The sequence below is a fragment of the Ralstonia condita genome (assembly GCF_958405655.1).
Lineage (GTDB): Bacteria > Pseudomonadota > Gammaproteobacteria > Burkholderiales > Burkholderiaceae > Ralstonia > Ralstonia condita.
Genome location: NZ_CATYWO010000011.1, coordinates 12,601 through 39,371 on the forward strand (window position 1 = coordinate 12,601; position 26,771 = coordinate 39,371).

Consider the following 26,771-nt stretch of genomic DNA (forward strand, 5'->3'; position numbering starts at 1 on the left):
GATCGATTGACGCTGCTAAGTACCTCTACCCTTGTCGAGAAACCGCTGCATGCCCGCGGCCGCTTCCGGTGTCTGGATCTGTGCGACGAAAGCCGCGCGCTCCCGCCCGAGCGCAGCGGCCAGCGCCTGCGCGTCGCAACGCAACAAGGCTCGCGTGCATGCCACGCTGCCAGGCGCCTTGTCCTGCAAACCCGCGGCCATCGCCAGCGCGGCACGCTCGGCCTGGCCGGGCTCCACCACACCAGATGCCAGACCCAGTGCGCCCGCCTCCTCCGCGGTCACCGTTGTGTTGTTCAGTTGCCAGGCGCGGGCGCGCGCCGCGCCCACCCGTTGAGGCAGCATGGCCGTCCAGCCGCCGTCGGGGCTGAAGCCGACTTCCGTGTAGTAGGGGGCAATGCGCACGTTGCGGCTCAGCACCGTCATGTCGCATGCCAGGACCAGACCGAGCGAACCGCCCGTCAGCCATCCCTCGACCGCCGCGATGGCCGGGCAACGCAACGCGCTCAGCCGCAGGATGGCCTGGTTCAGCAATGACAGCAGGCGATCGGCATAGGCGGCCAGCGCGCCGCCTTGGCATGCCAGCGCCTTCACATCGCCCCCGGTCGAGAAATCGCGGCCAGCGTGGGTCAGGACCACCGCGTGGATGCCCGCGTCGGCCTCCGCTGCGTCCAGCGCAGCCAGCAGGCCTTCGAGCAGTTCCGGCACCAGGCTGTTGTGCCGAGCCGGACGGTTCAGCCGCACGATGCCCGTGCCGCCAACGCGCTCGAACAGGACAAGCTCGCCGGCCAGCGCGCTCATCGCACCGCCAGACCGTGGGTGATGAGGTCATGCGCGGCCTCCACCACCCTGTCTATCGACGCCGGCTTCTCCCACAGCGCATAGCGCATGCCGAGGAAGTTGCTGATGCCGATCAGGCACCAGGCGCGCACCTCCGCATCGCCCGGCGCCACCTCACCCTCGCCGGCCGCCTCTTCAAGCCGTCGGCTGTACAGATCGGCAAAGACCTGGAAGTAGCCGCGATAGATGCTTTCGTCCACCGAATACGAATCGAGCACGATGCGATAGAGATTCCTGTGACGCGAGACGAATGACAGGAACGCCTTCAGACCCAGTTGTTCGGCTTCGATTTGCGAAGTCGCCGCGGCAACGTGCTTGCGCAGATGTGCACGCACCAGTTCCAGCATGTGCGCCACGAGCGCGCGGAAGACGTCTTCCTTGTCCTTGAAGTACAGGTAGAAGGTGCCCATGGCGACTTCGGCTTGCTGCGTGATCTCGGAGATCGACGCAGCGTAGTAGCCCTTCTCGCCGAACACCTTCTCGGCCGCCCGCAGCAGCGACTCGCGCGTCTTCTGGCCACGTGCGGTCTTGGGTTGCGTTGCGTCGGATTCTGCCTGGGACATCTCTGCCTCACTGGTGCGGACTCGCCATCGAAGCGAGCCCGCCAAAACATGATGACTGATTCATGTTTCATGATATAAACGCCGAAATCGGGATGTCAATAGATGGCTTACCCTCACCTTGCCGAGGAACCGACGGTGGATGTTCGCTCTGCGGTACATCGCTGCGATGTGCCGCCTGCCTTTGTGGAAGTCGGGTCCAGCGGGGGCTTGCCGGGCTGGCGGGAAGCCGGCAGCGGGCGGCCGTTGCTGCTGCTGCACGGTTGGTCACTATCGGGTCAAGCCTTTGATGGCCAGCGCGCGCTGGCGCGACATGGCTATCGCGTGATCGCACCGGACCATGCGGGCCACGGCCTGTCGGCACGTCTGCGGCCGGCCGGCGCAACCATCAGTGATCTCGCCGAAGACGCGGCGGCACTGGTGCGCCATCTGAAGCTGGACGACGTTGTGGTGGTCGGCTGGTCAATGGGGGCGATGGTGGCGTGGGAACTGATGCGCAGCCTGCCCGGCCTGCCGATCACCCTGGTCGGAAGCCTTGACATGACGCCGCGCCTGGTCACAGACGCGGGTTGGCCGTACGGTTTGCACGGCCACTATGACGCTGCGCACGCCGGGCAGATGGCCATCCGCATTCGGCAGCACTGGGAAAGCCTCATGGTGCCGGTGGCGGCCGGCCTTTGGGCTTCCGGTGCGGCACCGAGCAGCGAACAGGCCTGCGCAGTGGCGCGCATGATGCGCCAATGTTCGCCAGACACGCTGGCGGCACTGTGGCAGGACATGGCCAGGCAGGATTTTCGCGCGGTCCTGCAGGCAGCCCGCTGGCCCTTATTCCACCTCTATGGGGAACGCAGTCGCCTGTATGCACCCGCCGTAGGCCGCGCCACACTGGCCCTGCAACCGGCCGCACGGTTTGCCACCATCCCCGGGACCGGCCACGCGCCCCACCTCGAACGGCCGGACGCGACCAACGCGGTCTTACTGCACATGCTGCGCAGTCACGAGAACGCGCGGTAGCTCCACAGTCCCACCATGGTGAGGAACAGCGAGCCGCCAAGATGCGCCACGATGTGCAGCACGCCGACCACGTAGTCTCCTGCAAGAATGTTGGCGACGACCTCGCTGGAGAACGTCGAGAACGTCGTCAGCCCGCCCAGGAAGCCGGTGACCGCCAGCAGGCGCCATTCCGGCGGCAGGCTGGCATGCGTATCGAAGAAGCCGACGGCCACGCCGATGAGGTAGCCACCCAGCAGATTGGCCGCCAGCGTGCCGTACGGCAGGGCCGGGTGGATGGCGTTCCACAAGACCGCGAACATCCAGCGCAACCAGGCCCCCAGCGCGGCGCCCACCCCCACTGCCAGAAAGCCCATTCCGCTCATGCGGCCGCCTTTTCCTATTCGTAATCGTTCGGTTGGCCCGAAGCCCCCGCCGCTGCGCTCGCGCCAGCGGCGGCATTGCTGGTGACGATGCCCCAGCGCGCCAGCGCCTTGTCGTCCGTCACGCGCGCATCCACCCAGCGCGCGCCCTCGGGCGTCTGTTCCTTCTTCCAGAAGGGCGCCTCACTCTTGAGGTAATCCATGATGAATTCGCACGCGGCAAAGGCTTCGCCGCGATGCCGCGATGCCACCGCCACCAGCACGATCTGGTCTTCCGGCTTGAGCTTGCCAACGCGGTGAATGACCAGCGCGTCGATCAGCTCCCACCGCTGAGTGGCCGCGCTCACGATATTGGCGAGCGCCTTCTCGGTCATGCCGGGATAGTGCTCCAGCTCCATCTCCGACACCCCGGTGCCGTCGTTGATGTCACGCACGGTGCCGATGAAGCTGGCCACCGCGCCAATGTTCGGGCGGCCGGCGCGCAGCGCGGCAATCTCGGCCCCGAGGTCAAAGTCGGCTTCCTGCACTCGGACAGGCATGTTGGCTCCCCCGCGCTCAGCCGCCGGTGACCGGCGGAAAGAATGCGACCTCGCAGCCTTCGTGCAGGGCCGTATCGGCGGGCACCACCTGGTGGTCCAGGGCCATGCGCAAGGCGCGCCCTTCGGCCAGCGTTTCGCCCCACACGGGGCCGCGCTGTGCCAGCCAGCGGCGGACATCCCCCACGGTGCGCACCGTCTCCGGCACCATCGCAGCCTCCTGCGCGGTACCAAGCTGCTCGCGCACGCTGGCAAAGAATCGAAGTTCGATCTGCATGGTCATCGCCCCTTACACGAGGCCGGCAAACGGCAAGAAGCTCACCACGTCCCCCGGGGCAATCGGCTGGTTGGGCGGATTGTCGATCAGACCATCGCCCCAGACGGTGGAGGTGAGCACGCCCGAGCTTTGGTTCGGGAACAGATCCAGTCCGCCGTTGGCATTAATGCGCGCACGCAGGAACTCATTGCGGCGGTCGCCCTTGGGCAGCGCAAAGTCCGCACGCATCGGAATCCGCTTGGGCACCACATCGGTCACGCCTTGCAGGCGCAGGATGAACGGCCGCACGAACAGCAGGAACGTCACGAAGCTCGACACCGGGTTGCCCGGTAGGCCGATGAAGAATGCCGTGGATGCGCCCACCATGCCTTCGGGCCGGCGCACCTCGCCAAAGGCCAGCGGCTTGCCCGGCTTGATGGCGATCTGCCACAGGTTCAGTCGCCCTTCGGCCTCCACCGCCGGCTTGATATGGTCTTCTTCCCCGACTGAAACGCCGCCGGAGGTGATGATCAGATCGTGCTCCTCCGCGGCCTCGCGCAGGGTGTCGCGCGTAGCCTGCAGCGTGTCGGGCACGATACCGAAATCGGTGATGTCGCAGCCGAGGTTTTCGAGCAGCGCGCGCAGGGTGAAACGGTTCGAGTTGTAGATGGCGCCGGGCTGGAGCGGCTCGCCGGGCATGGCCAGTTCGTCGCCGGTAAAGAAGACCGCCACGCGCGGGCGGCGCACAACCTCGAGATTGGCGCACCCGACCGACGCGGCCAGCCCGAGCTGCTGCGCGCCGAGGCGCGTGCCGCGCGGGAGTATCTCTGCGCCCGCGGCAATGTCTTCACCGGCGCGCCGGATCCACTCACCTGCCTCGGGAACGTGATCGATCACAACGGTGCCTGCTTCCACATCGGCCTTGCATTGCTCCTGCATGACAACGGCATCGGCGCCGGGCGGAATCAACGCGCCCGTGAAAATGCGCGCGGCCTCGCCCGCATTGAGCGGCTGACCGACATGGCCGGCGGGAATGCGCTGCGCCACCTTCAGGCACGTACCCGGCGAGGTAATGTCAGCGGCGCGCACGGCGTAGCCGTCCATCTGCGTGTTGTCTGCGGGCGGAACGTTCAGATCGCTGCGCACGGCCTGCGCAAGCACGCGGCCGTTGGCGTGCAGCGTCGGCACGGTTTCGGTGTCGTGCAAGGCGCGCGCTGCGGCAAGCAGTTGCGACAGCGCCGCATCGAGCGTCAGCAAGGACGGTTTGACGGCGGGAGCATCGTTGGCGGGCATGCGGGAACGGAATAAACGAATCGAAAGGGAATTTCGATTGTATCGGTTCCGCGCCGAGGCCATGCATCAGCCCAAGCGTATCAGGTCAATGCACAGGCGAACGCCGCCCGCAGCGCAGGCACGATGTGCGCGTCAAACCACGGGTTGTGCTTGAACCAGGCGAGGTTGCGCGGGCTCGGATGCGGCAGGGGGAACAGGACACGGCCCTCGGCATCCCGGACTGGGCCGTTGCGCACCACTTCCGTGAGGGACCAGCCACGCGGCACGTCGAGGTAATAGCGCTGCGCGTATGCCCCGACCAGCAGCGCGAGCCTGACGTCGGGCATGGCCGTCAGCAGCGGGCGGTGCCAGCGCGGCGCGCATTCCGGGCGTGGCGGCAAATCGCCGTTCGGCCCGGTGCCGGGAAAACAGAACCCCATGGGCACGACCGCGATGCGCTTGTCGGCGTAAAACGCGTCGTACGACATCTGCAGCCACCCGCGCAGGCGGTCACCCGAGCGGTCGTTCCAGGGGATGCCGGTTTCGTGGACGATGCGCCCCGGCGCCTGCCCGACGATCAATACGCGGGCGCGGCGGTCCGCCAGGACAACGGGGCGCGGTTCGTGCGCGAGCGCGCGTTCGCACAGGCGGCAGGCACGAAGGTCATGCAGGCAGCTCGAGAATGCTGCCTCGCCAATCTCGTCTGCTGCCCGCGCCATGCCTTTAAAGACCCGTGTGCTGGGCGATGTAGGCCTTCACGCGGTCCGCCTCGGCGGGCATCACCTCGAACCGCTGTGGCAACGATTCGATGTCGGCATAGCCGGCCGGACGCTCGGGCTCGCGGCCCAGCGCTTCGCGGATCGTGTCGCCAAACTTGGCCGGTAGCGCCGTTTCCAGCACCACCATCGGGACGCCCGGCGCCAGGTGCTCGCGTGCCACCTTCACGCCATCGGCGGTATGCGTGTCGATCATCGTGCCGTAACGAGCGAATACGTCGCGGATCGTATTGACGCGGTCTTCATGGGTGCTGCGGCCAGACGCGAAACCGAATTCGGCGATGCGATCGAACTCGGGCTTGCCCGTCAGCGAAAAACCACCCTTGTCCTCGACGTCACGGAAAAGCTGCGCGAGGCGGCCCGGATCACGGTTCAGCAGGTCGAACACGAAGCGTTCGAAATTCGAGGCCTTGCTGATGTCCATGCTCGGGCTGGAGGTGTGATACGTCTGCGCGGCCGAACGCACGCGGTACGTGCCGGTGCGGAAGAACTCGTCGAGCACGTCGTTCTCATTGGTCGCCACGACGAGCTTGTCGATCGGCAAACCCATCATGCGCGCGATGTGGCCGGCGCAGACGTTGCCGAAATTGCCCGACGGCACGCAGAACGACACCTTGTCGCCAATCGTCGGGGCCGCCAGCAGGTAGCCCTTGAAGTAGTAGACGACCTGCGCAACGACACGTGCCCAGTTGATCGAATTGACCGTACCGATCTTCTGGCGGGCCTTGTATTCGAGATCGTTCGATACCGCCTTGACGATGTCCTGCGCGTCGTCGAACACGCCTTCGATGGCGATGTTGAAGATGTTCTTGTCTTGCAGGCTGAACATCTGCGCGGTCTGGAACGCGCTCATCTTGCGGTGCGGGCTCAGCATGAACACACGCACGCCGCGCTTGCCGCGCATGGCGTATTCGGCTGCGCTGCCCGTGTCGCCGGAGGTGGCGCCCAGGATGTTCAGCTCGGCGTGCTCACGGTCGAGCGCGTATTCGAACAGGTTGCCCAGCAACTGCATCGCCATGTCCTTGAAGGCCAGCGTCGGGCCGTTCGACAGGCACAGCAGCGACAGTTGCGTGCCGCCCTCCTCGCCCAGCTTGTGCAGCGGGGTGATGTCGGCGGTGGTGTCGCCGGCGCGCGCGTTGCAGTAGACCTCGGGCGTATAGGTGCGGCGGGTCAGGGCACGCAGGTCGTCTTCGGGAATGTCGGTGGCGAACTTGCGCAGGATTTCGAACGCGAGGTCGGCGTACGGCAGGTCGCGCCAGCGGGTCAGCTCCTCCGTAGTGACTTGCGGATACTGCTCGGGCAGGTACAGGCCGCCGTCCGGCGCCAAGCCACCCAGCAGGATGCGGGAAAAACTTTGCGGCTCTGCGTGGCCGCGGGTCGATCGGTATTGCATGCTCATGTCCTGCGCTTAGTTCAGTTCTTCCATGCGGATGCGCGTGACCTTCGACAGCACGGTCGGCAGCGCCTCGATGGCAGCGATGGCGGCGTTCACGCGCTTTTCCACCGTCACGTGCGACAGCATGATGATGTCGGTGTGCGGCTCCCCTTCGCGCGATTCCTTCTGCAACATGGCGTCGATCGAAATACCGCCTTCGGCCAGGATGCGCGTGATGTCGGCCAGCACGCCCGTTTCATCGGCCACGCGCATGCGCAGGTAGTAGCTCGAACGCACTTCGTCGATCGGCAGCACGGGCGTATCGGACAGCGCATCGGGCTGGAATGCCAGATGCGGCACGCGGTGTTCCGGATCGGCCGTGTGCAGGCGCGTCACGTCCACCAGATCGGCGACGACGGCCGAAGCGGTCGGCTCCGCGCCCGCGCCCTTGCCGTAGTACAGCGTCGGGCCCACCGCATCGCCGTTGACGACCACGGCATTCATTGCGCCTTCGACGTTGGCGATCAGGCGCTTGGCCGGCACGAGCGTCGGATGCACGCGCAGCTCAATGCCCGCTTCGACACGGCGCGTGATGCCCAGCAGCTTGATGCGGTAGCCAAGTTCTTCTGCGTAGCGGATGTCGACGGCTTCCAGCTTCGTGATGCCTTCCACGTAGGCGCGCTCGAACTGCACTGGCACGCCAAAGGCGATGGCGCTCATGAGGGTGAGCTTGTGCGCGGCGTCAAAGCCTTCGATGTCGAAGGTCGGATCGGCCTCGGCGTAGCCCAGGCGTTGGGCTTCCTTGAGCACGGTATCGAAGTCCAGGCCCTTGTCGCGCATCTCGGTCAGGATGAAGTTCGTGGTGCCGTTGATGATGCCGGCGATCCACTCGATGCGGTTGGCCGTCAGGCCCTCGCGCAGCGCCTTGATGATCGGAATGCCGCCGGCCACGGCCGCCTCGAACGCCACCATCACACCCTTGTCCTGCGCGGCCTTGAAGATCTCGTTGCCATGCACCGCCAGCAGCGCCTTGTTGGCGGTGACAACGTGCTTGCCATTGGCGATGGCGCGCAGCACCAGCTCGCGTGTCAGGTCGTAACCGCCAATCAGCTCCACGACGATGTCGATCTCGGGCGAATCCACAACCGCAAACGGGTCGTTCACCACCGGCACGGTCGCACCGGCTTCCTGCACGATGGCGCGGGCGCGGTCGACATTGCGCACGGCAATCATGGCGACTTCAATGCCGCGACCCGCGCGACGGCGGATTTCTTCCTGGTTCCGTTGCAGAACCTTGAGGGTACCGCCACCGACGGTACCGAGCCCGAGCAGGCCGATCTTGATGGGATTCATGAGACGTGTCGTAAAGAAACGAAAAAGCGGAGAAGCAAAAAACACACAGGGCAGACACTTCGGTCTGCCCCGCAATTACTGATCTGGCGGAAGACCGAGTTTATGCGGCCCGGATGCCAGTACCGTGACGCTGACGGTACCGCTCCAGGAAGCGCGAAATTCGGCCAATCGCTTCGCGAAGATCGTCTTCGTGGGGCAGGAAGACGATGCGGAAGTGGTCCGGCGAGTGCCAGTTGAAGCCTGTGCCCTGCACCAGCAGCACACGCTCCTCTTCCAGCAGTTGGCGGATGAAGGTCTGGTCGTCTTCGATGGGATACACCGCCGGGTCCAGGCGCGGGAACATATAGAGCGCCGCCTTGGGCTTGACGCAGGTCACGCCGGGGATGGCGGTAATCAGCTCGTGCGCCAGATCACGCTGACGGCGCATGCGGCCGCCCGGCGCCACCAGGTCTTTGATGCTCTGGTAGCCGCCCAGCGCGGTTTGAATGGCCCACTGCCCCGGCACGTTCGCGCACAGACGCATCGACGACAGCATGTTCAGGCCTTCGATGTAGTCCTTGGCCGGGCGCTTGTCGCCGGAAACGACCATCCAGCCCGCGCGGTAACCGCATGAGCGATAGCTCTTCGACAGGCTGTTGAACGTCACGGTCAGCACGTCTTCCGACAGCGAGCCGATCGCGGTGTGCTTGTTGTCGTCGAACAGAACCTTGTCGTACACCTCATCGGCGAAGATCACCAGGCCGTGTTCGCGCGCAATGGCAACAATGCCCAGCAGCAGTTCGTCCGAATACAGCGCGCCGGTCGGGTTGTTCGGATTGATGACGACAATGCCCTTGGTATTGGGCGTGATCTTGGCGCGGATGTCGTCCAGGTCTGGCATCCAGCCGTTGGCTTCGTCGCAGATGTAGTGCACCGGCGTGCCGCCCGAGAGGCTGGTCACGGCGGTCCACAACGGGTAGTCGGGCGCCGGCAGCAGCAGCTCGTCGCCAGCGTCGAGCAGCGCGTTGGTGGCCAGCGAAATCAGCTCCGACGCGCCATTGCCCAGATAGATGTCTTCCAGCGTGACGTTCTTGATGCCCTGCTCTTGCGTGTAGTGCATCACCGCCTTGCGCGCCGCGAAGATGCCCTTGGAATCCGAATACGCCGCCGAATTCGGCAGGTTGCGGATCATGTCCTGCTGGATCTCTTCAGGCGCATCGAAACCGAACACGGCCAGGTTGCCGATATTCAGCTTGATGATCTTGTGGCCCTCTTCTTCCATCTGCTTGGCCTTCTCGAGCACGGGGCCGCGAATGTCATAGCAGACGTTGTTGAGCTTGGCGGATTTCTGGATCGTTTTCACGGGCGGTGTCGAGCGGGCTTGGATTGCGGACGATTTTGTAATGCATCAAGGCAGCGAGGGTGTCACTGCTTGCGCGTGCAAGCGCTGCGCTCTTCCTTGCCGGGCGTCGCTTGTGGCGCGGCGGGCAAAGGAGAGAAAAAGATATAATTTAGCCCATTATGACAGACTTCGGCGGGCATTTTTGCATCGCAGCGAGACCGCCAAGCCTGAAACCTCGCGCCCCTGCCGCCATGTGCGCCGCAGCCATCGCGCACCGATGGGATTCCCGCCTTGAAGCTCCATTCGTCCGATCCGTCCACCGTTCTGAATACCGTCACTGCGTATGGCGACGGCTATATCGAAATCAACAAGGTGCGCCATGAGCATTCCGTGCTCGTTATGCCGGAAGGCGCTGTCGTGCCCTGGGATGTCGCGCGCTTTGAAGACCTCACGCCCGCGCACTTTGCCCGCTTGCTCGAGCTGGGCGCGGAAGTGGTGGTGTTCGGCACAGGCAACCGGCTGCGCTTTCCGCATCCGCGCCTGACGGCGCCGCTCACCGAAAAGCGGGTCGGCGTCGAGGCAATGGATCTGCAGGCCGCAGGCCGCACCTACAACATCCTGATGCTGGAAGGCCGCAAAGTGGCCGCGGCGCTGCTGATCGAGCGCGCCTGACCGCATGCCGATCAACCGCTCTACCAACGCGCCAGCCCTGCCCTGGCGCAATGCTTCCCTCTGGCTGCTGGCTGCGGCATTTCTGGCCGTCTGGCTTGGCACGCTGGGCTACCGCCACCTGATCCCCACAGACGAAGGGCGCTACGCAGAAATCGCGCGCGAGATGTTCGCTTCGGGCGACTGGGTGACCATCCGCTACAACGCCCTCAAATATTTCGAGAAACCGCCGCTGCAGATGTGGGGCACGGCGCTCGCCTACACGCTCTTCGGCGTTGGCGACTGGCAGGCGCGCCTGTTCACGGCGCTTTCGGGCATCGTGGGCATCGTCTTTACAATGCTCGCGGCGAGGCGCTGGTGGGGAAAACGTGTGGCCATCCTCAGCGGGCTCGTGCTGGTCAGCGCGCCACTATGGAACGTGGGAGCGCACTTCAACTCGCTCGACATGGGCGTGGCGGGCTGCATGACGATGGCGCTGGCGTCGCTGCTGCTGGCACAGCATCCGCAGGCCAGCCGCGCCCAGCAACGCGGCTGGATGTGGGCGTGCTGGGCGTCCATGGCCCTCGCGGTGTTGAGCAAGGGCCTGATCGGCGTGGTACTGCCCGGCTTCGTGCTGGTGGTCTATACCCTCTTCGCGCGCGATTGGGCGCTGTGGAAACGCCTGCACCTCGTGTCAGGGTTGCTCATCTTCCTCGCCGTGGCGGCGCCGTGGTTTGTACTGATTTCGGCGCGCAATCCGGAATTTGCTTGGTTCTTCTTCGTCCATGAGCATTTCCAGCGGTTCACCTCGACCGTCCACAACCGCGATGCCCCGCTTTGGTATTTCGTCCCGCTGCTGCTGGCGGGTTTCCTGCCTTGGCTTGCACAGTTGCCCGGCGCGGCGCGGCTGACTTTTGAGAGAGACAAAGCCGCCAGCAACGGCTTCCGGCCGACGCTCGTGCTCGGGTTGTGGGCCATCCTGATTTTCGCGTTCTTCAGCATCTCCGACTCCAAGCTGCCGGGCTATATTTTCCCGATCGTCCCCGCACTGGCGATTCTTGCGGCCCTCGTCATCGACACCACGAGCGCGCAGGCCTGGCGATGGCAGCTCAGGGCGTTTCTTGGCTTGAGCCTGGTTGGCCTGGCTGCCTGCGGGTATGTGGCAACCCTGTCCTCTGACATGTATCCCAACGCGGTGTTTTCGCGCTTTGCCGGCTTCCTCGCGGTGGCTTTTGTGGCGGGCGCGGGGTTGACGTGGCTCGCGCTTCGCGTGGCAGAGCGGCGCTTCGAAAGCGTCACCGCGTTCGCCTGCGCGTGGTTTCTGACGTTCACGGCGGCGACGCTCGGCCATGAAGCATTTGGCCGGTCCATGTCTGGTATCGATCTCGTTGCCGCCGTCAAACCCTGGCTCAAGCGGGGCGTGCCTTTCTATGCGGTGGAGCGTCTGGACCATACAATGCCGTTCTATCTCGGCACGCCAACCACGATGGTGCAGGAGCCGGACGAACTGGCGTTCGGCGCGCAGCAAGAGCCGGACAAGTGGATCCCGACCACCACCGAGTTCGTCGCCCGCTGGCGGGACGGCGGGCAAGCGGTGGCGATCATGGGTCCGGGCACCTATGACCGGCTGGCCGCCGAGAATGTCCCGATGATCGTGACTGCGCGGGACACACGTCGCGTGATCGTCCGGCGCAACTAGGTTCCACCGCTATGGGTCGTCGAATCGGGCGCACGAGCGGATTTGTCGTAACATGCGCCCCTGCAGCGCGGTCGCCGGGGAAGCCGCTGCTGTCATAAAACATCAAAACAACACATGAATCTGGTCACATTCGGGCTGATCCTGACGGGCGTCATGCTCAATGCCTGCGCTCAACTGCTGCTCAAGGCGGGCGTCAACGACATCGGCCGCTTTGCGTTTTCGGCCGACAACATCGTGCCGATCGGCATCAAGCTTGCAACCCAGTGGCCCATCATCGGCGGGCTCTCTTGCTACGTGATTTCCGTGGTGGTGTGGATCCTCGGCCTGTCGCGCGTGGATGTGACCATTGCGTATCCGATGCTGTCACTGGGCTACGTGGTCAATGCCTTCCTGGCGTGGTATCTGTTTGGCGAAGTGCTGTCGCTGCAGCGCCTGATCGGCATCGCCATCATCCTCGTCGGCGTATTCGTGCTGGCTCGCTCGTGAGCGGCGCGTCCAACCATTCTGCTGCCATGACGCAAACCAACGCCACTGCCGAACAACCGTTCCTGCCTTTCGTACGCCCGACGATCGACGAGGCGACCATCGCTGCCGTAGCCGACGTCCTGCGATCCGGCTGGATTACCTCGGGCCCCAAGGTCGCCGCATTCGAGGCGGCGCTGTCAGAGTACTTCGGCGGCCGCATCGTACGAACGTTCGCCAACGGCACGGCCACCATGGAGGTCGCGCTGCGCGTTGCCGGGATCGGTCCGGGCGACGAGGTCATCACGACGCCGATCTCGTGGGTGGCGACGTCCAACGTGGTACTGACGGTCGGCGCCAAACCCGTCTTCGTGGATATCGACCCCATCACGCGCAACATCGACCTGGGCAAGGTCGAAGCGGCCATCACGCCGCGCACGCGCGCCATCATGCCGGTCTATCTGTCGGGGCTGCCCGTCGACATGGACCGCCTGTATGACATCGCCCGCCGGCACAAGCTGCGCGTGATCGAAGATGCCGCCCAGGCCATCGGCTCGCGCTGGGGCGACAAGCGCATCGGACAGATCGGCGACCTCGTGAGCTTCAGCTTCCAGGCCAACAAGAACATCACGACCATCGAGGGTGGCGCGCTGGTCCTGAACACGCCCGAAGAAGCAGTGCTGGCCGAGAAATATCGCCTGCAAGGCGTCGTGCGAACCGGTTTCGACGGCATGGAAGTCGATCTGGTCGGCGGCAAGTTCAACCTGACGGACGTAAACGCCGCCATCGGCCTGGGCCAGTTTGCGCAACTGGAAACGATCACCGCCCGCCGCGCTGCGCTGGCCCGCCGCTACTTTGCGGCCATGCGCGCGGCCGATATTGAATCGTTCGGCATCGAATTGCCGGTGGAAGACTTTGCACACACCAACTGGCACATGTTCCAGATCGTGCTGCCGCTGGATCGTCTCAAGGTCGATCGCGCCGGCTTCATGGCCGGCCTGAAGGCCCTGGGCATCGGCGCCGGCGTGCACTACCCGCCCATCCACCTGTTCAAGCTGTATCGCGAACTTGGCTGGAAGCCGGGCATGTTCCCGGTTGCCGAGCGTATCGGCCGCGCCATCGTCACGCTGCCGATGTTCGCGGCGATGGAAGATTCCGACGTGGATCGCGTGGTCAGCGCGGTCCGCGAACTTTGTGCCCAATACCAACAATGAAGACACCTGCTCTCTCGGTTGTCATTCCTGTCTACAACGAAGAAGACGGGCTCGCCGCGCTGTTTGCGCGACTGTATCCCGCGTTGGATGCGCTCGGCATCTCGTATGAGGTCGTGTTCGTCAACGACGGTAGCAGGGACCGCTCCGCCGCGATGCTCGCCGATCAGTTCCGGGCGCGCCCCGACAGCACGCGCGTCGTCCTGTTCAACGGCAACTACGGCCAGCACATGGCCATCCTGGCCGGCTTCGAACATGCGCGCGGCGAACGCGTCGTCACGCTCGATGCCGACCTGCAGAACCCGCCGGAGGAAATCGGCCGCCTGGTCGAAAAGCTCGACGAAGGCTACGACTACGTCGGCACCATTCGGCGCGTGCGCCAGGACAGCTGGTTCCGCCGCACCGCATCGCGTGCCATGAATTCGCTGCGCGAACGCATCACGCACATCAAGATGACCGACCAGGGCTGCATGCTGCGGGCCTACAGCCGGACCATCGTTGACACCATCAACCGCTGCCGCGAAGTCAACACCTTCATTCCGGCACTGGCCTACACGTTCAGCAAGAACCCGACCGAAATCGAGGTCGACCACGAAGAGCGCTTCGCCGGCGAGTCGAAGTACTCGCTCTACAAGCTCGTGCGCCTGAATTTCGACCTGGTGACGGGCTTCTCGGTGGTGCCGCTGCAATGGTTCTCGGCGATCGGGATGCTGCTGTCGCTTGCCTCCGCCGTGCTGTTCATCCTGCTGGTGGTGCGGCGCTTCATCCTGGGCGCGGAAGTCCAGGGCGTGTTCACGCTGTTCGCCATCACGTTCTTCCTGATGGGCGTGCTGTTGTTCGGCATCGGCTTGCTGGGCGAATACATCGGCCGCATCTATCAACAGGTGCGCGAGCGCCCGCGCTATCTGGTGCAGGGTGTGCTGGAAGAAACGCCGCACCTGCATGAAGCCGGCGCCACCGATATGAAGACTGGCTCGCAGCGGGGTGTTGCATGAGTTCGCAGCTCAAGCGGCGCGCCGTCGTTTTCGCGTATCACAACGTCGGCGTACGCTGCCTGCGCGTGCTGGCAGCGCGTGGCATTGAGGTTGAACTCGTTGTCACGCACGAGGACAACGCCGCCGAGAACATCTGGTTCGGCAGCGTGCGCGCCACCGCGCAGGAGCTGGGCATCCCGTACATCACCCCGGACAACGCAAACGGCGAAGATCTGCACGCCCGGATCGCCGCGATTGCGCCGGACTTCATCTTTTCGTTCTATTACCGCCACATGATCCCGATGCGCCTGTTGAGCCTCGCCAAATTTGGCGCGTTCAACATGCACGGCTCATTGCTGCCGAAGTACCGCGGCCGCGTGCCCATCAACTGGGCGGTGCTGCATGGCGAGACTGAAACCGGCGCCACCCTGCACGAAATGGTCGAAAAGCCGGATGCCGGTTACATCGTCGACCAGACCATCGTGCCGATCCTGCCGGACGACACCTCGCACGAAGTGTTCGAAAAGGCCACTGTTGCGGCAGAGCAAACCCTGTGGCGTGCGCTTCCCGCGATGATTGCCGGGCACATTCCGCAGCACCCGAACGTGCTGGCCAACGGCAGTTATTTCGGCGGACGCAAACCCGAAGACGGCCGCATCGACTGGTCCAAACCGGCCCAGCAGGTCTATAACCTGATCCGTGCAGTGGCGCCCCCATACCCCGGTGCCTTTACGGACGCGGGCAGCGAACGCTACGTTGTCGCGCGGGCCCGTCTGGCGCGACAAACCTTTACGAATTTGCCGCCGGGCTTGCACGTCGTGGATAATGCAATGTTCGGCGTGTGCGGCGATGGGGGAGCCATCGCCATTCACGAGCTCTGGCGCGTCGAGCCCCAAGCTGCCAGCGGAACATCTGTCGTGACCGCGCAGCAGCTCGCCAGCCAGCTCGCCCTCTCCTGATCTTGAGTTTGCCTTCATGAAAAAAGTACTGATCCTCGGCGTCAACGGCTTCATCGGCCACCACCTGTCCAAGCGCATCCTGGAGACCACCGATTGGGAGGTCTATGGCATGGACATGCAGACCGAGCGTCTGGGCGACCTGGTCAACCACCCGCGCATGCACTTCTTCGAGGGTGACATCACCATCAACAAGGAGTGGGTCGAGTATCACGTGAAGAAGTGCGACGTGATCCTGCCGCTGGTGGCCATCGCCACGCCGTCGACCTACGTCAAAGACCCGCTGCGCGTGTTCGAGCTCGACTTTGAAGCCAACCTGCCGATCGTTCGCTCGGCTGCCAAGTACGGCAAGCACCTGGTCTTCCCGTCGACCTCCGAGGTCTACGGCATGTGCGGTGATTCGGAGTTCGACCCGGAAGCCTCGCCGCTGGTCTATGGCCCGATCAACAAGCCGCGCTGGATCTACGCGTGCTCGAAGCAGTTGATGGACCGCGTGATCTGGGGCTACGGCATGGAAGGCCTGAACTTCACGCTGTTCCGTCCGTTCAACTGGATCGGCCCGGGCCTCGACTCGATCTATACCCCGAAGGAGGGTTCGTCGCGCGTTGTGACGCAGTTCCTCGGCCATATCGTGCGCGGCGAGAACATCAAGCTCGTCGACGGCGGCAGCCAGAAGCGCGCCTTCACGTATATCGATGACGGCATCGACGCGCTGGTGCGCATCATTGCCAACAAGGACGGCGTGGCCTCGGGCAAGATCTACAACATCGGCAATCCGTCGAACAACTATTCGGTGCGCGAGCTCGCCAACATGATGCTGGAGCTGGCCGCCAACATCGACGAGTACAAGGACACCGCCAAGCAGGTCCAACTGGTGGAAACAACCTCCGGCGCCTACTACGGCACCGGCTACCAGGACGTGCAGAACCGCGTGCCGAAGATTGCCAACACGATGGAAGACCTCGGCTGGCAGCCGACGACCGTGATGAAAGACGCCCTTGCGAAAATCTTCGAGGCGTACCGCATGCACGTGGCGGAAGCCCGCAGCCTCGTTGAAGAAAGCAACAGCAAGTAAGCAGCACCTCCGCGCAGGTTCATGGCACTCATCGTCCTCAAGATCGACGTCGACACCCTGCGCGGCACCCGCGAAGGCGTACCCAACCTCGTGCGCATGTTGCGCGAGCACGAGGCTGGCGCAACTTTCCTCTTCAGCCTCGGCCCTGACCACACCGGCTGGGCCCTGCGCCGGGCATTTCGCCCGGGGTTCCTGAAAAAGGTTTCACGCACGTCCGTCGTCGAGCACTACGGCCTGCGCACGCTGATGTACGGCGTACTGCTGCCCGGCCCGGACATCGGTCGAAAAGCCGCCGGCGAGATGCGCGCAGTCGCCGAGGCGGGCTTCGAGACCGGCATCCACACGTGGGATCACGTGCGCTGGCAGGACAACGTCCGCCAGCGTGACGCCGCCTGGACCGCACGCCAGATGGGCGCTTCGCATAAGCGCTTTGTCGAGGTTTTTGGCCACGCACCGGCCACCCATGGCGCCGCGGGCTGGCAGATGAACGATCACGCCTTCCGCCAGATCGACGCCTGGGGCATGGCCTACGCCTCTGATGGTCGCGGCACGCATCCGTACATCCCAAGCGTAAGCGGCCAGGCGCTCAGCCACGTGCAATTGCCGACCACACTGCCAACGCTGGACGAGCTCATCGGCGTGGGCGACCTGACCACCGACAACGTCGCACGGCACATCCTCAAGATGACCGAATCCGACCGTGACCAGGTGTTTACCTTGCATGCGGAGCTTGAAGGACAGAAACTCGCCCCGATCTTCCGCGAGTTGCTGCGAGGCTGGCGCGCGCAGGGCCATCGGCTGGCATCAATGGGCGAATACTACGCAACGCTTGATCGCAGCACCCTGCCCGTGCAGCCTGTCACCTGGGGTGAAGTTCCCGGCCGCAGCGGCAGCCTGATCGTTCAGCCGGTCTGATTGACGATTCACGACTGGCGGCTGCACCGGCGGGCAACGCGTAGCCCGATGTGCACGTCCATAAGCTTGTAATCCCTTCCCCCGAGGTTTTCTGGAACACACCATGCCCGTCTCTCTCGACAAGCCGCTTCCCGAATTCTCTGCACCGGCCACAAGTGGCGTGACGTTTTCGCCGGCATCGCTACGCGGCAAGATCGTTGTCCTGTATTTCTATCCGAAGGACAACACGCCAGGCTGCACCACCGAGGCGATGAACTTCCGCGACCAGTACGATGCTTTTGAAGCCGCTGGCGCTGTGGTGTTCGGCATCTCGCGCGACAGTCTTAAATCGCACGAGAATTTCAAGGCCAAACTCGAAATGCCCTTCGAGTTGATCTCCGATGCCGACGAAGCCGTCTGCGCCCTCTTCGAGACCATCAAGATGAAGAAGATGTACGGCAAGGACGTGCGCGGCATCGAACGCAGCACATTTCTCATCGACGCCGAGGGCGTGCTGCGCAAGGAGTGGCGCGGCGTCAAGGTGCCCAACCACGTGGATGATGTGCTGGCGGCGGTGCGTGCGCTGCGATAGGCCGCTCCCCGGAAGTCGCACACGACGCGCGGCGACACCAGGCTGGTTCGCCACGTTCGCGCCGCTGCAACGCGATATCAGACGCCACATGTGACAGATTGCAAATCACAAACGCTTCCGATACAGTCGGAACCGATGAGTACGAGATCCGGATGCCATTCCGACAGCCCACGACGGTACCGGCGGCCAAGTTGGCCTGATACCGCATCGGCGCTTATTTTGACGGCATCCCGCGCGATCAACCTGGGCAGGTCGACAAAATCGCGCAGCTTGTTGTGGCGTTCACCCAGGCCGCCCCACCTCCCGCAGGTCACGGCGGCTTTTTTGTGGCCGTCCGCCGCGCACCGATCCCGGTCTCGCGACCGCCTTTCCACCCTTGTTTTCCTCCAGCATCGCGCCACCCGCAGTGGCGGCGGTGTTTCGTCGTCGTTCCACCCAGAGAGGTAATCGAAGCATGCCGCTGCCGACCATGCCCACCCAGCCAGCCCAATTGCTCGACCCGGCTGAATTCAAGCCTTTCGGCAAAGCCGGAAAGCCCAAGGCCGGTCAGGAACCTCGAAAACCGGTGCCTGCGCAGGAGCGCGAGGCGCTGTCTGAAACCGGCCGAGCACAATCCAGACGCACCGCCGCTCCGGCCCGCTCCGGCGAAGCCTCGCCAATGGCGAAAAAAGAAGTCCGCGAACATGCGGGCATCCAGGCCAAGGCGATCGACAAAGTCGAAGCGACCGGCAAATCGACCGAGACCGCTGTCCGGCGCCGCGCGCGCCGCGACGAAGGTCCGACCAAGCTGTTCGTGCTCGACACCAACGTGCTGATGCACGATCCGTCCTCGCTTTTCCGCTTTGAGGAGCACGACGTCTATCTGCCGATGATGACGTTGGAAGAGCTCGACAACCACAAGAAGGGCATGAGCGAAGTTGCGCGCAACGCCCGGACGGTCAGCCGCACGCTCGATCAGCTTGTCGGCGGGACCGACGGCATCATGGATGACGGGCTGCTGCTCTCCAAGCTCGGCAATCGCGATGCCCAGGGGCGCCTGTTCTTCCAGACGCGCCTGAACGACATCAAACTGCCCGAAGGCCTGCCGCAGGGCAAGGCAGACAATCAGATCCTAGGCGTCGTCGCCGCGCTTCAGCAGCAGCGGCCGGATCGCCATGTCGTGCTGGTGTCCAAGGACATCAACATGCGGATCAAGGCGCGCGCTCTGGGGCTGCCGGCCGAGGACTACTTCAACGACCGCGTCCTGGAAGACACCGACCTGCTCTACAGCGGTGTGATGGCCTTGCCCACTGATTTCTGGCAGAAACACGGCAAGAACATCGAGAGCTGGCAAGACCCCAAAACGGGTACGACGTTCTACCGCCTGTCGGGCCCGCTGGTGCCGTCTTTCCTCGTCAACCAGTTTGTCTTTCTGGAGCCGAACGACGGTAGCCTGCCGCTGTACGCCCAGGTCAAGGAGCTCAACGGCAAGACGGCCGTGCTGCAGACGCTCAAGGACTTCACGCACCAGAAGAACAACGTCTGGGGCGTGACCGCGCGCAATCGCGAGCAGAACTTTGCGCTGAACCTGCTGATGCATCCGGAGGTGGACTTTGTCTCGCTGCTCGGCCAGGCCGGCACGGGCAAGACGCTGCTGGCGTTGGCCGCCGGCCTGGAGCAGGTGCTGGACCAAAAGCTCTACAACGAGATCATCATCACGCGCGCCACCGTGCCCGTGGGTGAGGACATCGGCTTCCTGCCCGGCACGGAAGAAGAAAAGATGCAGCCGTGGATGGGCGCCTTCGACGACAACCTCGAGGTCTTGCAGAAGTCTGACGACAATGCCGGCGAATGGGGCCGCGCGGCCACGCAGGAGCTGATCCGCTCGCGCATCAAGGTCAAGAGCATGAACTTCATGCGAGGGCGTACCTTCGTCAACAAGTTCCTGATCATCGACGAGGCGCAAAACCTGACACCCAAGCAGATGAAGACGCTGGTGACGCGCGCAGGCCCGGGCACCAAGATCGTCTGTCTAGGGAACATCGCGCAGATCGACACGCCGTACCTGACCGAAGGCTCATCGGGTCTGACCTACGTGGTGGACCGGTTCAAGGGCTGGAGTCACAGCGGCCATATCACGCTGGCGCGCGGCGAGCGCTCGCGATTGGCGGATCACGCGTCAGACGTGCTGTAAGCGACCTATCGCGGCAGATGCGTCTGCCGCAACCCCTTGTGCGACAAGGCCGTGCGATTGCGCGGCCTTTTTCTTGCTATATCGTTGGCACCGCTTCTTTTCCGATGGAGGCCCAATGATGCCCAAGCAACAAGGTTTGCAGATCCGATCCCGATTCGCCCTGGCATCGGCAGCGTTGGCGATGCTGCTGTCCGCCGCCGCATCCGTCACGCTCGCTGACAATCTGACTCCGAAGACCGCCGGCCCTATCCGTTACGTTTGTGGCGGCGTCGCAGAGGATGAGCAGCAGGCGTTGAATGCCGAAGCCCGAAACTACAACCTCTCCTTGTTGTTCACGCAGGGGCCGCGCGGCGAGTACCTCGCAGACGTCGATGTCCAACTCACCCGACATGGCAAGGAAGTCGCAAGCTTTCGGGCCGATGGCCCGCGGTGCCTGATCAAGGCGCCACCCGCCAGCTACAACGTCATTGCCACGTACCAGGGCACGACCAAACGGACGACCGTGCAAACCGGCAGCACGCGCAGCGTCCAGCTTCGCTGGTAAGACTGTCCGCGGAGCGCGACGCCACGGGGGCACAATCGCCCGGCCCGCGCCCCGCCTGGCGTTGCGCCCCGCCAACATGCGGTTTGGCTTTATGACGCCGCGCGCATAGCATGCAGGCTATCCGGACGTTCTCGATGGCGCATGCTGAAGCGGCACAGGTTTCTCCCAGGCAATCCTCGACTGGCAGGTGCGACGTTGCTGGCGCTGGTGTGCCTGCTGTCCGCCTGCTCGTCGACGCCCACACGCTCCACCGCCTCGCGTGACACCACCGGGTTGCGCACGCGCGGCGCCCCGATTCACGACCCGAGCGCTGGCCTGGAAGAAATTTCCATCGAAGCCATGGCGCTGGTCGGTACACCGTACCGCTATGGCGGCAACACGCCCGTCAGCGGCTTCGACTGCAGCGGGCTTGTGCGCTACGTTGTGCAACGCGCGGCCTCCGTCAACCTGCCACGCACCGCGGCCGAAATGGGGCGCCGGGGCATTCCGCTCGAACGCCGCGAAGTGGCATCGGGTGATCTCGTCTTCTTCAATACAACCGGCCAGCCGAACTCGCATGTCGGCATCTATGTCGGCCAGAACCGCTTCGTCCACGCACCTGCAACGGGCGGCACCGTGCGACTGGAAGACATGACCAAGTCATACTGGGCGAGCCGCTACGCAGGCGCACGTCGCGTCGTGGCTGCCGATAACCTGCCCGATGCATCGCCGGCGATCACGCCGACCCCGGCGGGGCCGTCCAACCCGTCCCCGCAGTTCGACGAGGATGCGCTGGCCAGGCTCGCACGTGCGCGAAGCGCCCAACCCGATGCCCCCCTGACGACGCACACACACGCGGCAGAGTCTTCGCCATCCGATGACGACCCTATCGCCCGCTTCGCCACCCAGTAGCGCACCGCACGCTCCATGTAAAACGCCCACCAAATGGTGGGCGTTTCGTTTGGGAGGACGCGGCCGGACTCACAGAAGGTGCTTGCCGATCCACCAGGCAATCGCCGCCATGAACGCCGACGCCGGAATGGTCAGAACCCACGCCCAGACGATGTTGCCAGCAACACCCCAGCGCACGGCCGACGCCTTCTGCGCCGAGCCAACGCCAACGATGGCTCCGGTGATGGTGTGCGTGGTCGACACCGGCACGCCCATCGCTGAAGCAAGGAACAGCGTCAGCGCACCGCCGGTTTCTGCGCAGAAACCGCCAACCGGTTTGAGTTTCGTGATCTTCTGGCCCATCGTGCGGACAATCCGCCAGCCACCCAGCAGCGTACCCAAGCCAATCGCCACATAGCAGCACACGATGACCCAGACGGGCGGCGCGCTCGCTGTCGAAGACGCATAGCCACCGGCAATGAGCAGCATCCAGATGATCCCGATCGTCTTCTGTGCATCGTTGCCGCCGTGCCCCAGGCTGTACAGCGATGCAGACAGCAATTGCAGGCGCCGGAACCATCGGTCCACCTTGGAAGGCGGCGTGCGGAAGAACAACCATGACACCGCGACCATCAGCAGCGAGCCAAGAATGAAGCCGAGCAGCGGAGAAATCAGAATGAAGGCAACGGTCTTGAGCAGCCCACTTGCCACCAGCGATCCCGTGCCAGACTTCGCCACCGCCGAGCCGACCAGCCCGCCGATCAATGCATGCGATGAACTCGACGGAATGCCGTAGTACCACGTGATGATGTTCCACGCGATCGCGCCCACCAAGGCGCCGAAGATGACGTAGTGATCGACGATGGCCGGATCAATGGTGTCGCGGCCAACTGTGGTGGCCACCTTGAGATGAAAGATGAAGATGGCAATGACGTTGCAGGCCGCCGCCATTGCCACCGCCTGCTGAGGCTTGAGCACGCCGGTCGACACCACGGTGGCGATGGAGTTGGCAGCATCGTGGAAGCCGTTCATGAAGTCGAACACAATGGCCAGCGCCACCAGCAGGACCACCACCCACAGACTGATCTGAAGCGTATGCATGAGGCGTCGTCTCGTCAGGCGTTTTCGAGCACGATGCCTTCGATGATGTTGGCGACATCCTCGCAGCGGTCGGTGATGCTCTCCAGTTGCTCGTAGATCGCCTTCAGTTTGATGAGCAGCTTGATATCGCTCTCGGTACGGAACAGCTTGGCCATGGCCGCACGCATCACGCGGTCGGCTTCGGATTCGAGACGGTCGATCTCCTGCGCGATGCTGAGGATCTGGCGGCCGTTGTTCATGTCGTCGAGCAACGCCACCGCCTTGCGAACCTCTTCGCAGCACGCCACGCAAATGGTGGCGAGCTGACGCGCCTCATCGGTCACGTTGGTCACGTCGTACAGCGAGATGGTGAGCGACACGTCTTCCATCAGGTCGAGGATGTCGTCCATCGTCGTGATCAGCTTGTGGATCTCGTCGCGGTCGAGCGGGGTGATGAAGGTCTTGTGCAGCAACTCGATCGTGTCGTGCGTGATGCGGTCGGCCTTCTTTTCGAAGTTCTGCACGTTGCGCGCATGCATTTCAGCGTTGGGCAAGTCATTAACCAGCTCCTTGAGCGCGTGGGCCGCCTTGACGGCGCACTCCGCGTGCTGGTTGAAGTACTCGAAGAACTTGCCTTCGGTGGGCATGAAGCGGCCGAACATGATGATCCTTGGGAACGGGAAAAGCAGGAGTCGTAAAAACAACGCCGGACGGGATCACCGCCGGCGCTGTCATTAAAACGCAATATTTTACCGGAACCGGCCGCCTGCCACGCGTATCACGTTGTGTGAGGCTGACACGTCCAGCGGACTATGTGTCGTTGTCGAAGAAGGCGTTGCCACCGGTGAAGTTGTCGAACTTCGTGTATTCACCCAGGAATGTGAGACGAACGGTACCAATCGGGCCGTTACGCTGCTTACCGATAATGATTTCGGCCGTACCTTTGTCCGGAGAGTCGGGGTTGTAGACCTGATCACGATAGATGAACAGGATCACATCCGCATCCTGTTCAATGGCGCCGGATTCACGCAAGTCCGACATCACCGGGCGCTTGTTCGGACGCTGTTCCAGGCTTCGGTTCAGCTGAGACAGCGCGATGACGGGGCAGTTGAGTTCCTTGGCCAGTCCCTTGAGCGAACGCGAGATTTCCGAAATTTCGGTTGCACGGTTCTCGCCTCCGCCCGAGCCCGACATCAGTTGCAGGTAATCGATGACGATCAGGCCGAGCTGCCCGCACTGTCGTGCAAGCCGGCGCGAGCGCGCACGCAACTCCATCGGGTTCAACGCGGGCGTCTCATCAATGAAGAGCTGCGCGTCGTTCATCTTCTGGATGGCATGCGTCAGACGCGGCCAATCCTCGTCGAGCAGACGGCCGGTACGCAGGCGGTGCTGGTCCAATCGCCCGACCGAACCCAACATCCGCATGGCGAGCTGCGTGCCCGCCATTTCCATCGAGAATACGGCCACCGGCAGGCCCTGCTCCACTGCAACGTGTTCGCCGATGTTCAGCGAGAATGCCGTCTTACCCATCGATGGGCGACCGGCCACGATGATCAGATCGCCGCCCTGCATACCGCTGGTCATGCGGTCGAGGTCAACGAAGCCCGTCGGCACGCCCGTGATGTCGCTCTGGTTATCGCGGTGGTACAGCTCGTCGATGCGCTCGACCACCTGCGTCAGCAGCGGCTGGATTTCCAGGAAGCCCTTCTGCCCGCGAGAGCCTTCTTCGGCGATCGCGAATACCTTGGATTCGGCCTCGTCCAGCAGCTGACGCACATCGCGACCCTGCGGGTTGAAGGCACCGGCAGAAATCTCGTCGGCAATCGTCACGAGTTGGCGTAGCACGCCGCGGTCACGCACGATTTCCGCATAGCGACGGATGTTGGCGGCGCTGGGCGTGTTCTGCGCCAGCGCGTTCAGGTAGGCGAGGCCACCCACCTCTTCCGCCTTGCCCGCTGCCTGCAACTGCTCATATACGGTGATCACATCGGCAGGCTTGGCCTGCGAGATCAGCTTGCCGATGTTGTGGAAGATCAGCCGGTGATCGTAGCGGTAGAAATCGTGCTCGTTGATGAAATCGGCAATGCGATCCCAGGCGGCGTTATCCAGCAGCAACCCGCCGAGCACCGACTGTTCGGCCTCGATGGAATGCGGCGGCACCTTGAGGGAATCGAGCTGGGGATCGGAGGGCGCGTTCATGGCGGGATTATAACGGCGCTGCTCGGTCTTCAATCTGGACCCCTGACACAAATGACAACAAAAAAGGCAGAGACTTTCGTCCCTGCCTTCTTGACTCGCCTCGACCGGTTTCCCCAGCCGTTGCGAGGTACGGCGTACGTGCTTAGACAGTCTCGCCCAGCACCGACACGGTCACGTCGACGGCCACATCGGTGTGCAGCGACACGACAACCGGATGGTCGCCCACGGTCTTCAGCGGACCGTTCGGCAGACGCACTTGCGCCTTCTCGACCTTGAAGCCTTGTGCGTTCAGCGCAGCGGCAATGTCGTGGTTGGTGACGGAGCCGAACAGGCGACCGTCCACACCAGCCTTCTGCGACAGCTGCAGCGTCAGGCCATTCAGCTTCTCGCCTTCGGCTTGCGCGGCAGCCAGCTTTTCAGCTGCCAGCTTTTCCAGCTCAGCGCGGCGGGCTTCGAATTCCTTGATGGCGGAATCCGTGGCACGGCGGGCTTGCTTGTTCGGGATCAGGAAGTTACGAGCGTAACCATCCTTCACGCGCACCACGTCGCCCAGGTTGCCCAGGTTGACGACCTTCTCGAGCAGAATAATTTGCATTGTGTGTTCTCCTTATCCGCGTCGATTAGTGCTTGTGCTGGTCGGTGTACGGCATCAGCGCCAGGAAACGGGCACGCTTGATGGCCGTATCGAGCTGACGCTGGTAGATCGAACGCGTACCGGTCAGGCGGGCCGGGGTGATCTTGCCGTTCTCGCCGATGAAGTCCTTGAGCGTGTCCAGATCCTTGTAGTCGATCTGCTCAACGCCGGCCACGGTGAAGCGGCAGAACTTCTTGCGCTTAAACAACGGGTTTTGCTGCTGGAAGCGCTTCTTGTTCTTCGCGTCGCGCTGCTTCTTGTTCATGAATGCCATGATTCAATCCTTTACGAATACGTTACATCCGGAGATGTGAAAGACCAGCGCCTTGCTGCTGCGGTGCTTGCGAGCCAGGAATCCCACGCAATCCAGGACGGTGCCTGGAGCGATGCGATCCAGAACGGAAGCCATCTTGCCGGCTGCCAGTGCTTCCATCGAAAACTCGATCTGTCGCACCGTCTGCGCTTCGACCACCTGCCCGCTGTATGTCAGCAGACAGTTGACGATCGGCACGCCGGCTGGGGTGTATCGCATCACCTCGCGCTCGACCAGAGTGGCGACGAGCTGCAGGCGGTTGATGGCGTTGTCCCCGTGGGTTTCGTTCATGCTGGCGATGCGCGATCAGGCTTGCGCAGCACCACGCGGCATCAGGCGGCCTGTTCGGTCTGAGCGGCGGCCTTCTTGGCCTCTTCGCGTGCGACTTCCTTCATCATCGGCGACGGCGCCGTTTCAGCCTTCTTGGTCTGAACGATGAGGTGACGCAGCACGGCGTCGTTGAACTTGAACGCGTGCTCGAGCTCGGCCAGGGTTTCCTTGCCGCATTCGATGTTCATGCAAACGTAGTGAGCCTTGGCCAGCTTCTGGATCATGTAGGCCAGTTGACGACGGCCCCAGTCCTCGACGCGGTGCACTTGGCCGCCTTGCGTGGTGACCGTGCTCTTGTAGCGCTCGATCATCGCGGGCACTTGCTCGCTCTGGTCCGGATGGACGATGAATACGATTTCGTAATGACGCATTGACGCTCCTTGTGGATTAAGCCGCCCGGGCGTCACACTCCGGTGCAGCAAGGTTGGTTAGCCTGCCATTATACGCAGACCGGCAGG

30 protein-coding genes are annotated in these 26,771 nt (G+C 63.5%); 13 read left to right on the forward strand and 17 right to left on the reverse strand.

What is annotated here, in order from left to right; translation table 11 throughout:
• Positions 1 to 15: 15 nt before the first annotated feature.
• A complete protein-coding gene (locus R2N03_RS20390; protein ID WP_316659698.1) occupies positions 16 to 798 on the reverse strand; it encodes an enoyl-CoA hydratase/isomerase family protein in 783 nt (260 codons plus the stop codon).
• Positions 795 to 1,400, reverse strand: coding sequence for a TetR/AcrR family transcriptional regulator (locus tag R2N03_RS20395; protein WP_316659699.1), 606 nt, complete (start codon positions 1,398 to 1,400; stop codon positions 795 to 797). The genes R2N03_RS20390 and R2N03_RS20395 overlap by 4 nt, the downstream gene beginning before the upstream one ends.
• Before the next feature lie 102 nt (positions 1,401 to 1,502).
• Here R2N03_RS20395 and R2N03_RS20400 point away from each other — a divergent pair, with 102 nt between their 5' ends.
• Complete coding sequence (locus R2N03_RS20400; protein ID WP_316659701.1) at positions 1,503 to 2,411, forward strand: alpha/beta fold hydrolase; 909 nt, start codon at positions 1,503 to 1,505, stop codon at positions 2,409 to 2,411.
• Here R2N03_RS20400 and crcB read toward each other — a convergent pair.
• The 8 genes from crcB to R2N03_RS20440 all read right to left on the reverse strand — a co-directional run bounded on the left by crcB (position 2,393) and on the right by R2N03_RS20440 (position 9,680).
• Positions 2,393 to 2,773 carry a fluoride efflux transporter CrcB gene (gene crcB, locus R2N03_RS20405; protein ID WP_316659702.1) on the reverse strand — a complete coding sequence of 127 codons (381 nt, stop codon included), beginning with the start codon at positions 2,771 to 2,773 and terminating at the stop codon, positions 2,393 to 2,395. The genes R2N03_RS20400 and crcB overlap by 19 nt on opposite strands.
• A 14-nt stretch (positions 2,774 to 2,787) precedes the next feature.
• Positions 2,788 to 3,309, reverse strand: a complete 522-nt coding sequence (locus R2N03_RS20410; RefSeq protein WP_316659703.1) for a molybdenum cofactor biosynthesis protein MoaE — start codon at positions 3,307 to 3,309, stop codon at positions 2,788 to 2,790.
• 16 nt (positions 3,310 to 3,325) lie between these two features.
• A complete protein-coding gene (gene moaD, locus R2N03_RS20415; RefSeq protein ID WP_316659704.1) occupies positions 3,326 to 3,583 on the reverse strand; it encodes a molybdopterin converting factor subunit 1 in 258 nt (85 codons plus the stop codon).
• A gap of 12 nt (positions 3,584 to 3,595) precedes the next feature.
• Positions 3,596 to 4,855 (reverse strand): molybdopterin molybdotransferase MoeA, encoded by a 1,260-nt coding sequence (locus tag R2N03_RS20420; protein ID WP_316659705.1) that lies wholly within the window; start codon positions 4,853 to 4,855, stop codon positions 3,596 to 3,598.
• Positions 4,856 to 4,935: 80 nt separating this feature from the next.
• Complete coding sequence (locus R2N03_RS20425; RefSeq protein ID WP_316659706.1) at positions 4,936 to 5,553, reverse strand: uracil-DNA glycosylase family protein; 618 nt, start codon at positions 5,551 to 5,553, stop codon at positions 4,936 to 4,938.
• Between the two features lie 4 nt (positions 5,554 to 5,557).
• Positions 5,558 to 7,003 carry a threonine synthase gene (gene thrC / locus R2N03_RS20430; protein ID WP_316659707.1) on the reverse strand — a complete coding sequence of 482 codons (1,446 nt, stop codon included), beginning with the start codon at positions 7,001 to 7,003 and terminating at the stop codon, positions 5,558 to 5,560.
• A 15-nt stretch (positions 7,004 to 7,018) separates the two neighbouring features.
• Positions 7,019 to 8,338: a homoserine dehydrogenase gene (locus tag R2N03_RS20435; RefSeq protein WP_316659708.1), complete on the reverse strand. Its 1,320-nt coding sequence runs from the start codon at positions 8,336 to 8,338 to the stop codon at positions 7,019 to 7,021.
• 100 nt (positions 8,339 to 8,438) lie between these two features.
• Positions 8,439 to 9,680: a pyridoxal phosphate-dependent aminotransferase gene (locus R2N03_RS20440; RefSeq protein WP_045204177.1), complete on the reverse strand. Its 1,242-nt coding sequence runs from the start codon at positions 9,678 to 9,680 to the stop codon at positions 8,439 to 8,441.
• A 270-nt stretch (positions 9,681 to 9,950) separates the two neighbouring features.
• On the opposite strand from R2N03_RS20440, the gene R2N03_RS20445 reads away from it, so the two are divergent.
• The 12 genes from R2N03_RS20445 (at position 9,951) to R2N03_RS20500 (ending at position 21,778) form a co-directional block, all read left to right on the forward strand.
• Positions 9,951 to 10,331, forward strand: a complete 381-nt coding sequence (locus tag R2N03_RS20445) for an Mth938-like domain-containing protein (RefSeq protein ID WP_316659709.1) — start codon at positions 9,951 to 9,953, stop codon at positions 10,329 to 10,331.
• Between the two features lie 4 nt (positions 10,332 to 10,335).
• The gene (locus tag R2N03_RS20450) at positions 10,336 to 12,006 is read left to right on the forward strand and encodes a glycosyltransferase family 39 protein (RefSeq protein ID WP_316659710.1); all 1,671 of its coding nucleotides are present in this window, start codon (positions 10,336 to 10,338) and stop codon (positions 12,004 to 12,006) included.
• A gap of 114 nt (positions 12,007 to 12,120) precedes the next feature.
• Positions 12,121 to 12,492: an SMR family transporter gene (locus R2N03_RS20455; protein ID WP_316659711.1), complete on the forward strand. Its 372-nt coding sequence runs from the start codon at positions 12,121 to 12,123 to the stop codon at positions 12,490 to 12,492.
• Positions 12,493 to 12,518: 26 nt separating this feature from the next.
• Positions 12,519 to 13,682, forward strand: coding sequence for a DegT/DnrJ/EryC1/StrS family aminotransferase (locus R2N03_RS20460; RefSeq protein ID WP_316659712.1), 1,164 nt, complete (start codon positions 12,519 to 12,521; stop codon positions 13,680 to 13,682).
• The gene (locus tag R2N03_RS20465; protein ID WP_316659713.1) at positions 13,679 to 14,674 is read left to right on the forward strand and encodes a glycosyltransferase; all 996 of its coding nucleotides are present in this window, start codon (positions 13,679 to 13,681) and stop codon (positions 14,672 to 14,674) included. Before R2N03_RS20460 ends, R2N03_RS20465 begins: the two co-directional genes overlap by 4 nt.
• The gene (locus tag R2N03_RS20470; protein ID WP_316659714.1) at positions 14,671 to 15,612 is read left to right on the forward strand and encodes a formyltransferase; all 942 of its coding nucleotides are present in this window, start codon (positions 14,671 to 14,673) and stop codon (positions 15,610 to 15,612) included. The genes R2N03_RS20465 and R2N03_RS20470 overlap by 4 nt, the downstream gene beginning before the upstream one ends.
• Positions 15,613 to 15,628: 16 nt before the next feature.
• The gene (locus R2N03_RS20475; RefSeq protein ID WP_316659715.1) at positions 15,629 to 16,684 is read left to right on the forward strand and encodes a bifunctional UDP-4-keto-pentose/UDP-xylose synthase; all 1,056 of its coding nucleotides are present in this window, start codon (positions 15,629 to 15,631) and stop codon (positions 16,682 to 16,684) included.
• A 21-nt stretch (positions 16,685 to 16,705) separates the two neighbouring features.
• A complete protein-coding gene (locus R2N03_RS20480) occupies positions 16,706 to 17,599 on the forward strand; it encodes a 4-deoxy-4-formamido-L-arabinose-phosphoundecaprenol deformylase (protein WP_316659716.1) in 894 nt (297 codons plus the stop codon).
• Between the two features lie 103 nt (positions 17,600 to 17,702).
• On the forward strand, positions 17,703 to 18,170 hold the full coding sequence (locus R2N03_RS20485) for a peroxiredoxin (RefSeq protein WP_316659717.1): 468 nt from the start codon (positions 17,703 to 17,705) through the stop codon (positions 18,168 to 18,170).
• Positions 18,171 to 18,624: 454 nt separating this feature from the next.
• Positions 18,625 to 20,343: a PhoH family protein gene (locus tag R2N03_RS20490; protein ID WP_316659718.1), complete on the forward strand. Its 1,719-nt coding sequence runs from the start codon at positions 18,625 to 18,627 to the stop codon at positions 20,341 to 20,343.
• Between the two features lie 118 nt (positions 20,344 to 20,461).
• On the forward strand, positions 20,462 to 20,887 hold the full coding sequence (locus R2N03_RS20495; RefSeq protein ID WP_316659738.1) for a hypothetical protein: 426 nt from the start codon (positions 20,462 to 20,464) through the stop codon (positions 20,885 to 20,887).
• A 141-nt stretch (positions 20,888 to 21,028) separates the two neighbouring features.
• On the forward strand, positions 21,029 to 21,778 hold the full coding sequence (locus R2N03_RS20500) for a C40 family peptidase (RefSeq protein ID WP_316659719.1): 750 nt from the start codon (positions 21,029 to 21,031) through the stop codon (positions 21,776 to 21,778).
• 69 nt (positions 21,779 to 21,847) lie between these two features.
• Here R2N03_RS20500 and R2N03_RS20505 read toward each other — a convergent pair whose 3' ends face one another.
• The 7 genes from R2N03_RS20505 to rpsF all read right to left on the reverse strand — a co-directional run bounded on the left by R2N03_RS20505 (position 21,848) and on the right by rpsF (position 26,684).
• Positions 21,848 to 22,858: an inorganic phosphate transporter gene (locus R2N03_RS20505; RefSeq protein WP_316659720.1), complete on the reverse strand. Its 1,011-nt coding sequence runs from the start codon at positions 22,856 to 22,858 to the stop codon at positions 21,848 to 21,850.
• 14 nt (positions 22,859 to 22,872) lie between these two features.
• Entirely contained in the window at positions 22,873 to 23,499 is a 627-nt protein-coding gene (locus R2N03_RS20510) for a DUF47 domain-containing protein (protein ID WP_316659721.1), read from the reverse strand.
• A 148-nt stretch (positions 23,500 to 23,647) separates the two neighbouring features.
• Positions 23,648 to 25,036: a replicative DNA helicase gene (locus tag R2N03_RS20515; RefSeq protein WP_027677550.1), complete on the reverse strand. Its 1,389-nt coding sequence runs from the start codon at positions 25,034 to 25,036 to the stop codon at positions 23,648 to 23,650.
• Between the two features lie 142 nt (positions 25,037 to 25,178).
• The gene (rplI, locus tag R2N03_RS20520; protein ID WP_316659722.1) at positions 25,179 to 25,631 is read right to left on the reverse strand and encodes a 50S ribosomal protein L9; all 453 of its coding nucleotides are present in this window, start codon (positions 25,629 to 25,631) and stop codon (positions 25,179 to 25,181) included.
• A gap of 25 nt (positions 25,632 to 25,656) precedes the next feature.
• Positions 25,657 to 25,935 carry a 30S ribosomal protein S18 gene (rpsR, locus tag R2N03_RS20525; protein WP_428984433.1) on the reverse strand — a complete coding sequence of 93 codons (279 nt, stop codon included), beginning with the start codon at positions 25,933 to 25,935 and terminating at the stop codon, positions 25,657 to 25,659.
• 12 nt (positions 25,936 to 25,947) lie between these two features.
• On the reverse strand, positions 25,948 to 26,274 hold the full coding sequence (priB, locus tag R2N03_RS20530) for a primosomal replication protein N (protein WP_316659724.1): 327 nt from the start codon (positions 26,272 to 26,274) through the stop codon (positions 25,948 to 25,950).
• Positions 26,275 to 26,315: 41 nt separating this feature from the next.
• Positions 26,316 to 26,684 carry a 30S ribosomal protein S6 gene (rpsF, locus tag R2N03_RS20535; RefSeq protein ID WP_039595966.1) on the reverse strand — a complete coding sequence of 123 codons (369 nt, stop codon included), beginning with the start codon at positions 26,682 to 26,684 and terminating at the stop codon, positions 26,316 to 26,318.
• Between the last annotated feature and the right edge of the window lie 87 nt (positions 26,685 to 26,771).

What these genes read in the sequence shown, in the direction of transcription:
- R2N03_RS20390 (WP_316659698.1), bottom strand. Translation starts at nt 798, where the DNA reads ATGAGCGCGCTGGCCGGCGAGCTTGTCCTGTTCGAGCGCGTTGGCGGC.
- R2N03_RS20395 (WP_316659699.1), bottom strand. Translation starts at nt 1,400, where the DNA reads ATGTCCCAGGCAGAATCCGACGCAACGCAACCCAAGACCGCACGTGGC.
- R2N03_RS20400 (WP_316659701.1), top strand. Translation starts at nt 1,503, where the DNA reads ATGGCTTACCCTCACCTTGCCGAGGAACCGACGGTGGATGTTCGCTCT.
- crcB (WP_316659702.1), bottom strand. Translation starts at nt 2,773, where the DNA reads ATGAGCGGAATGGGCTTTCTGGCAGTGGGGGTGGGCGCCGCGCTGGGG.
- R2N03_RS20410 (WP_316659703.1), bottom strand. Translation starts at nt 3,309, where the DNA reads ATGCCTGTCCGAGTGCAGGAAGCCGACTTTGACCTCGGGGCCGAGATT.
- moaD (WP_316659704.1), bottom strand. Translation starts at nt 3,583, where the DNA reads ATGCAGATCGAACTTCGATTCTTTGCCAGCGTGCGCGAGCAGCTTGGT.
- R2N03_RS20420 (WP_316659705.1), bottom strand. Translation starts at nt 4,855, where the DNA reads ATGCCCGCCAACGATGCTCCCGCCGTCAAACCGTCCTTGCTGACGCTC.
- R2N03_RS20425 (WP_316659706.1), bottom strand. Translation starts at nt 5,553, where the DNA reads ATGGCGCGGGCAGCAGACGAGATTGGCGAGGCAGCATTCTCGAGCTGC.
- thrC (WP_316659707.1), bottom strand. Translation starts at nt 7,003, where the DNA reads ATGCAATACCGATCGACCCGCGGCCACGCAGAGCCGCAAAGTTTTTCC.
- R2N03_RS20435 (WP_316659708.1), bottom strand. Translation starts at nt 8,338, where the DNA reads ATGAATCCCATCAAGATCGGCCTGCTCGGGCTCGGTACCGTCGGTGGC.
- R2N03_RS20450 (WP_316659710.1), top strand. Translation starts at nt 10,336, where the DNA reads ATGCCGATCAACCGCTCTACCAACGCGCCAGCCCTGCCCTGGCGCAAT.
- R2N03_RS20455 (WP_316659711.1), top strand. Translation starts at nt 12,121, where the DNA reads ATGAATCTGGTCACATTCGGGCTGATCCTGACGGGCGTCATGCTCAAT.
- R2N03_RS20460 (WP_316659712.1), top strand. Translation starts at nt 12,519, where the DNA reads ATGACGCAAACCAACGCCACTGCCGAACAACCGTTCCTGCCTTTCGTA.
- R2N03_RS20465 (WP_316659713.1), top strand. Translation starts at nt 13,679, where the DNA reads ATGAAGACACCTGCTCTCTCGGTTGTCATTCCTGTCTACAACGAAGAA.
- R2N03_RS20470 (WP_316659714.1), top strand. Translation starts at nt 14,671, where the DNA reads ATGAGTTCGCAGCTCAAGCGGCGCGCCGTCGTTTTCGCGTATCACAAC.
- R2N03_RS20475 (WP_316659715.1), top strand. Translation starts at nt 15,629, where the DNA reads ATGAAAAAAGTACTGATCCTCGGCGTCAACGGCTTCATCGGCCACCAC.
- R2N03_RS20480 (WP_316659716.1), top strand. Translation starts at nt 16,706, where the DNA reads ATGGCACTCATCGTCCTCAAGATCGACGTCGACACCCTGCGCGGCACC.
- R2N03_RS20485 (WP_316659717.1), top strand. Translation starts at nt 17,703, where the DNA reads ATGCCCGTCTCTCTCGACAAGCCGCTTCCCGAATTCTCTGCACCGGCC.
- R2N03_RS20490 (WP_316659718.1), top strand. Translation starts at nt 18,625, where the DNA reads ATGCCGCTGCCGACCATGCCCACCCAGCCAGCCCAATTGCTCGACCCG.
- R2N03_RS20495 (WP_316659738.1), top strand. Translation starts at nt 20,462, where the DNA reads ATGCCCAAGCAACAAGGTTTGCAGATCCGATCCCGATTCGCCCTGGCA.
- R2N03_RS20500 (WP_316659719.1), top strand. Translation starts at nt 21,029, where the DNA reads ATGCTGAAGCGGCACAGGTTTCTCCCAGGCAATCCTCGACTGGCAGGT.
- R2N03_RS20505 (WP_316659720.1), bottom strand. Translation starts at nt 22,858, where the DNA reads ATGCATACGCTTCAGATCAGTCTGTGGGTGGTGGTCCTGCTGGTGGCG.
- R2N03_RS20510 (WP_316659721.1), bottom strand. Translation starts at nt 23,499, where the DNA reads ATGTTCGGCCGCTTCATGCCCACCGAAGGCAAGTTCTTCGAGTACTTC.
- R2N03_RS20515 (WP_027677550.1), bottom strand. Translation starts at nt 25,036, where the DNA reads ATGAACGCGCCCTCCGATCCCCAGCTCGATTCCCTCAAGGTGCCGCCG.
- rplI (WP_316659722.1), bottom strand. Translation starts at nt 25,631, where the DNA reads ATGCAAATTATTCTGCTCGAGAAGGTCGTCAACCTGGGCAACCTGGGC.
- rpsR (WP_428984433.1), bottom strand. Translation starts at nt 25,935, where the DNA reads ATGAACAAGAAGCAGCGCGACGCGAAGAACAAGAAGCGCTTCCAGCAG.
- priB (WP_316659724.1), bottom strand. Translation starts at nt 26,274, where the DNA reads ATGAACGAAACCCACGGGGACAACGCCATCAACCGCCTGCAGCTCGTC.
- rpsF (WP_039595966.1), bottom strand. Translation starts at nt 26,684, where the DNA reads ATGCGTCATTACGAAATCGTATTCATCGTCCATCCGGACCAGAGCGAG.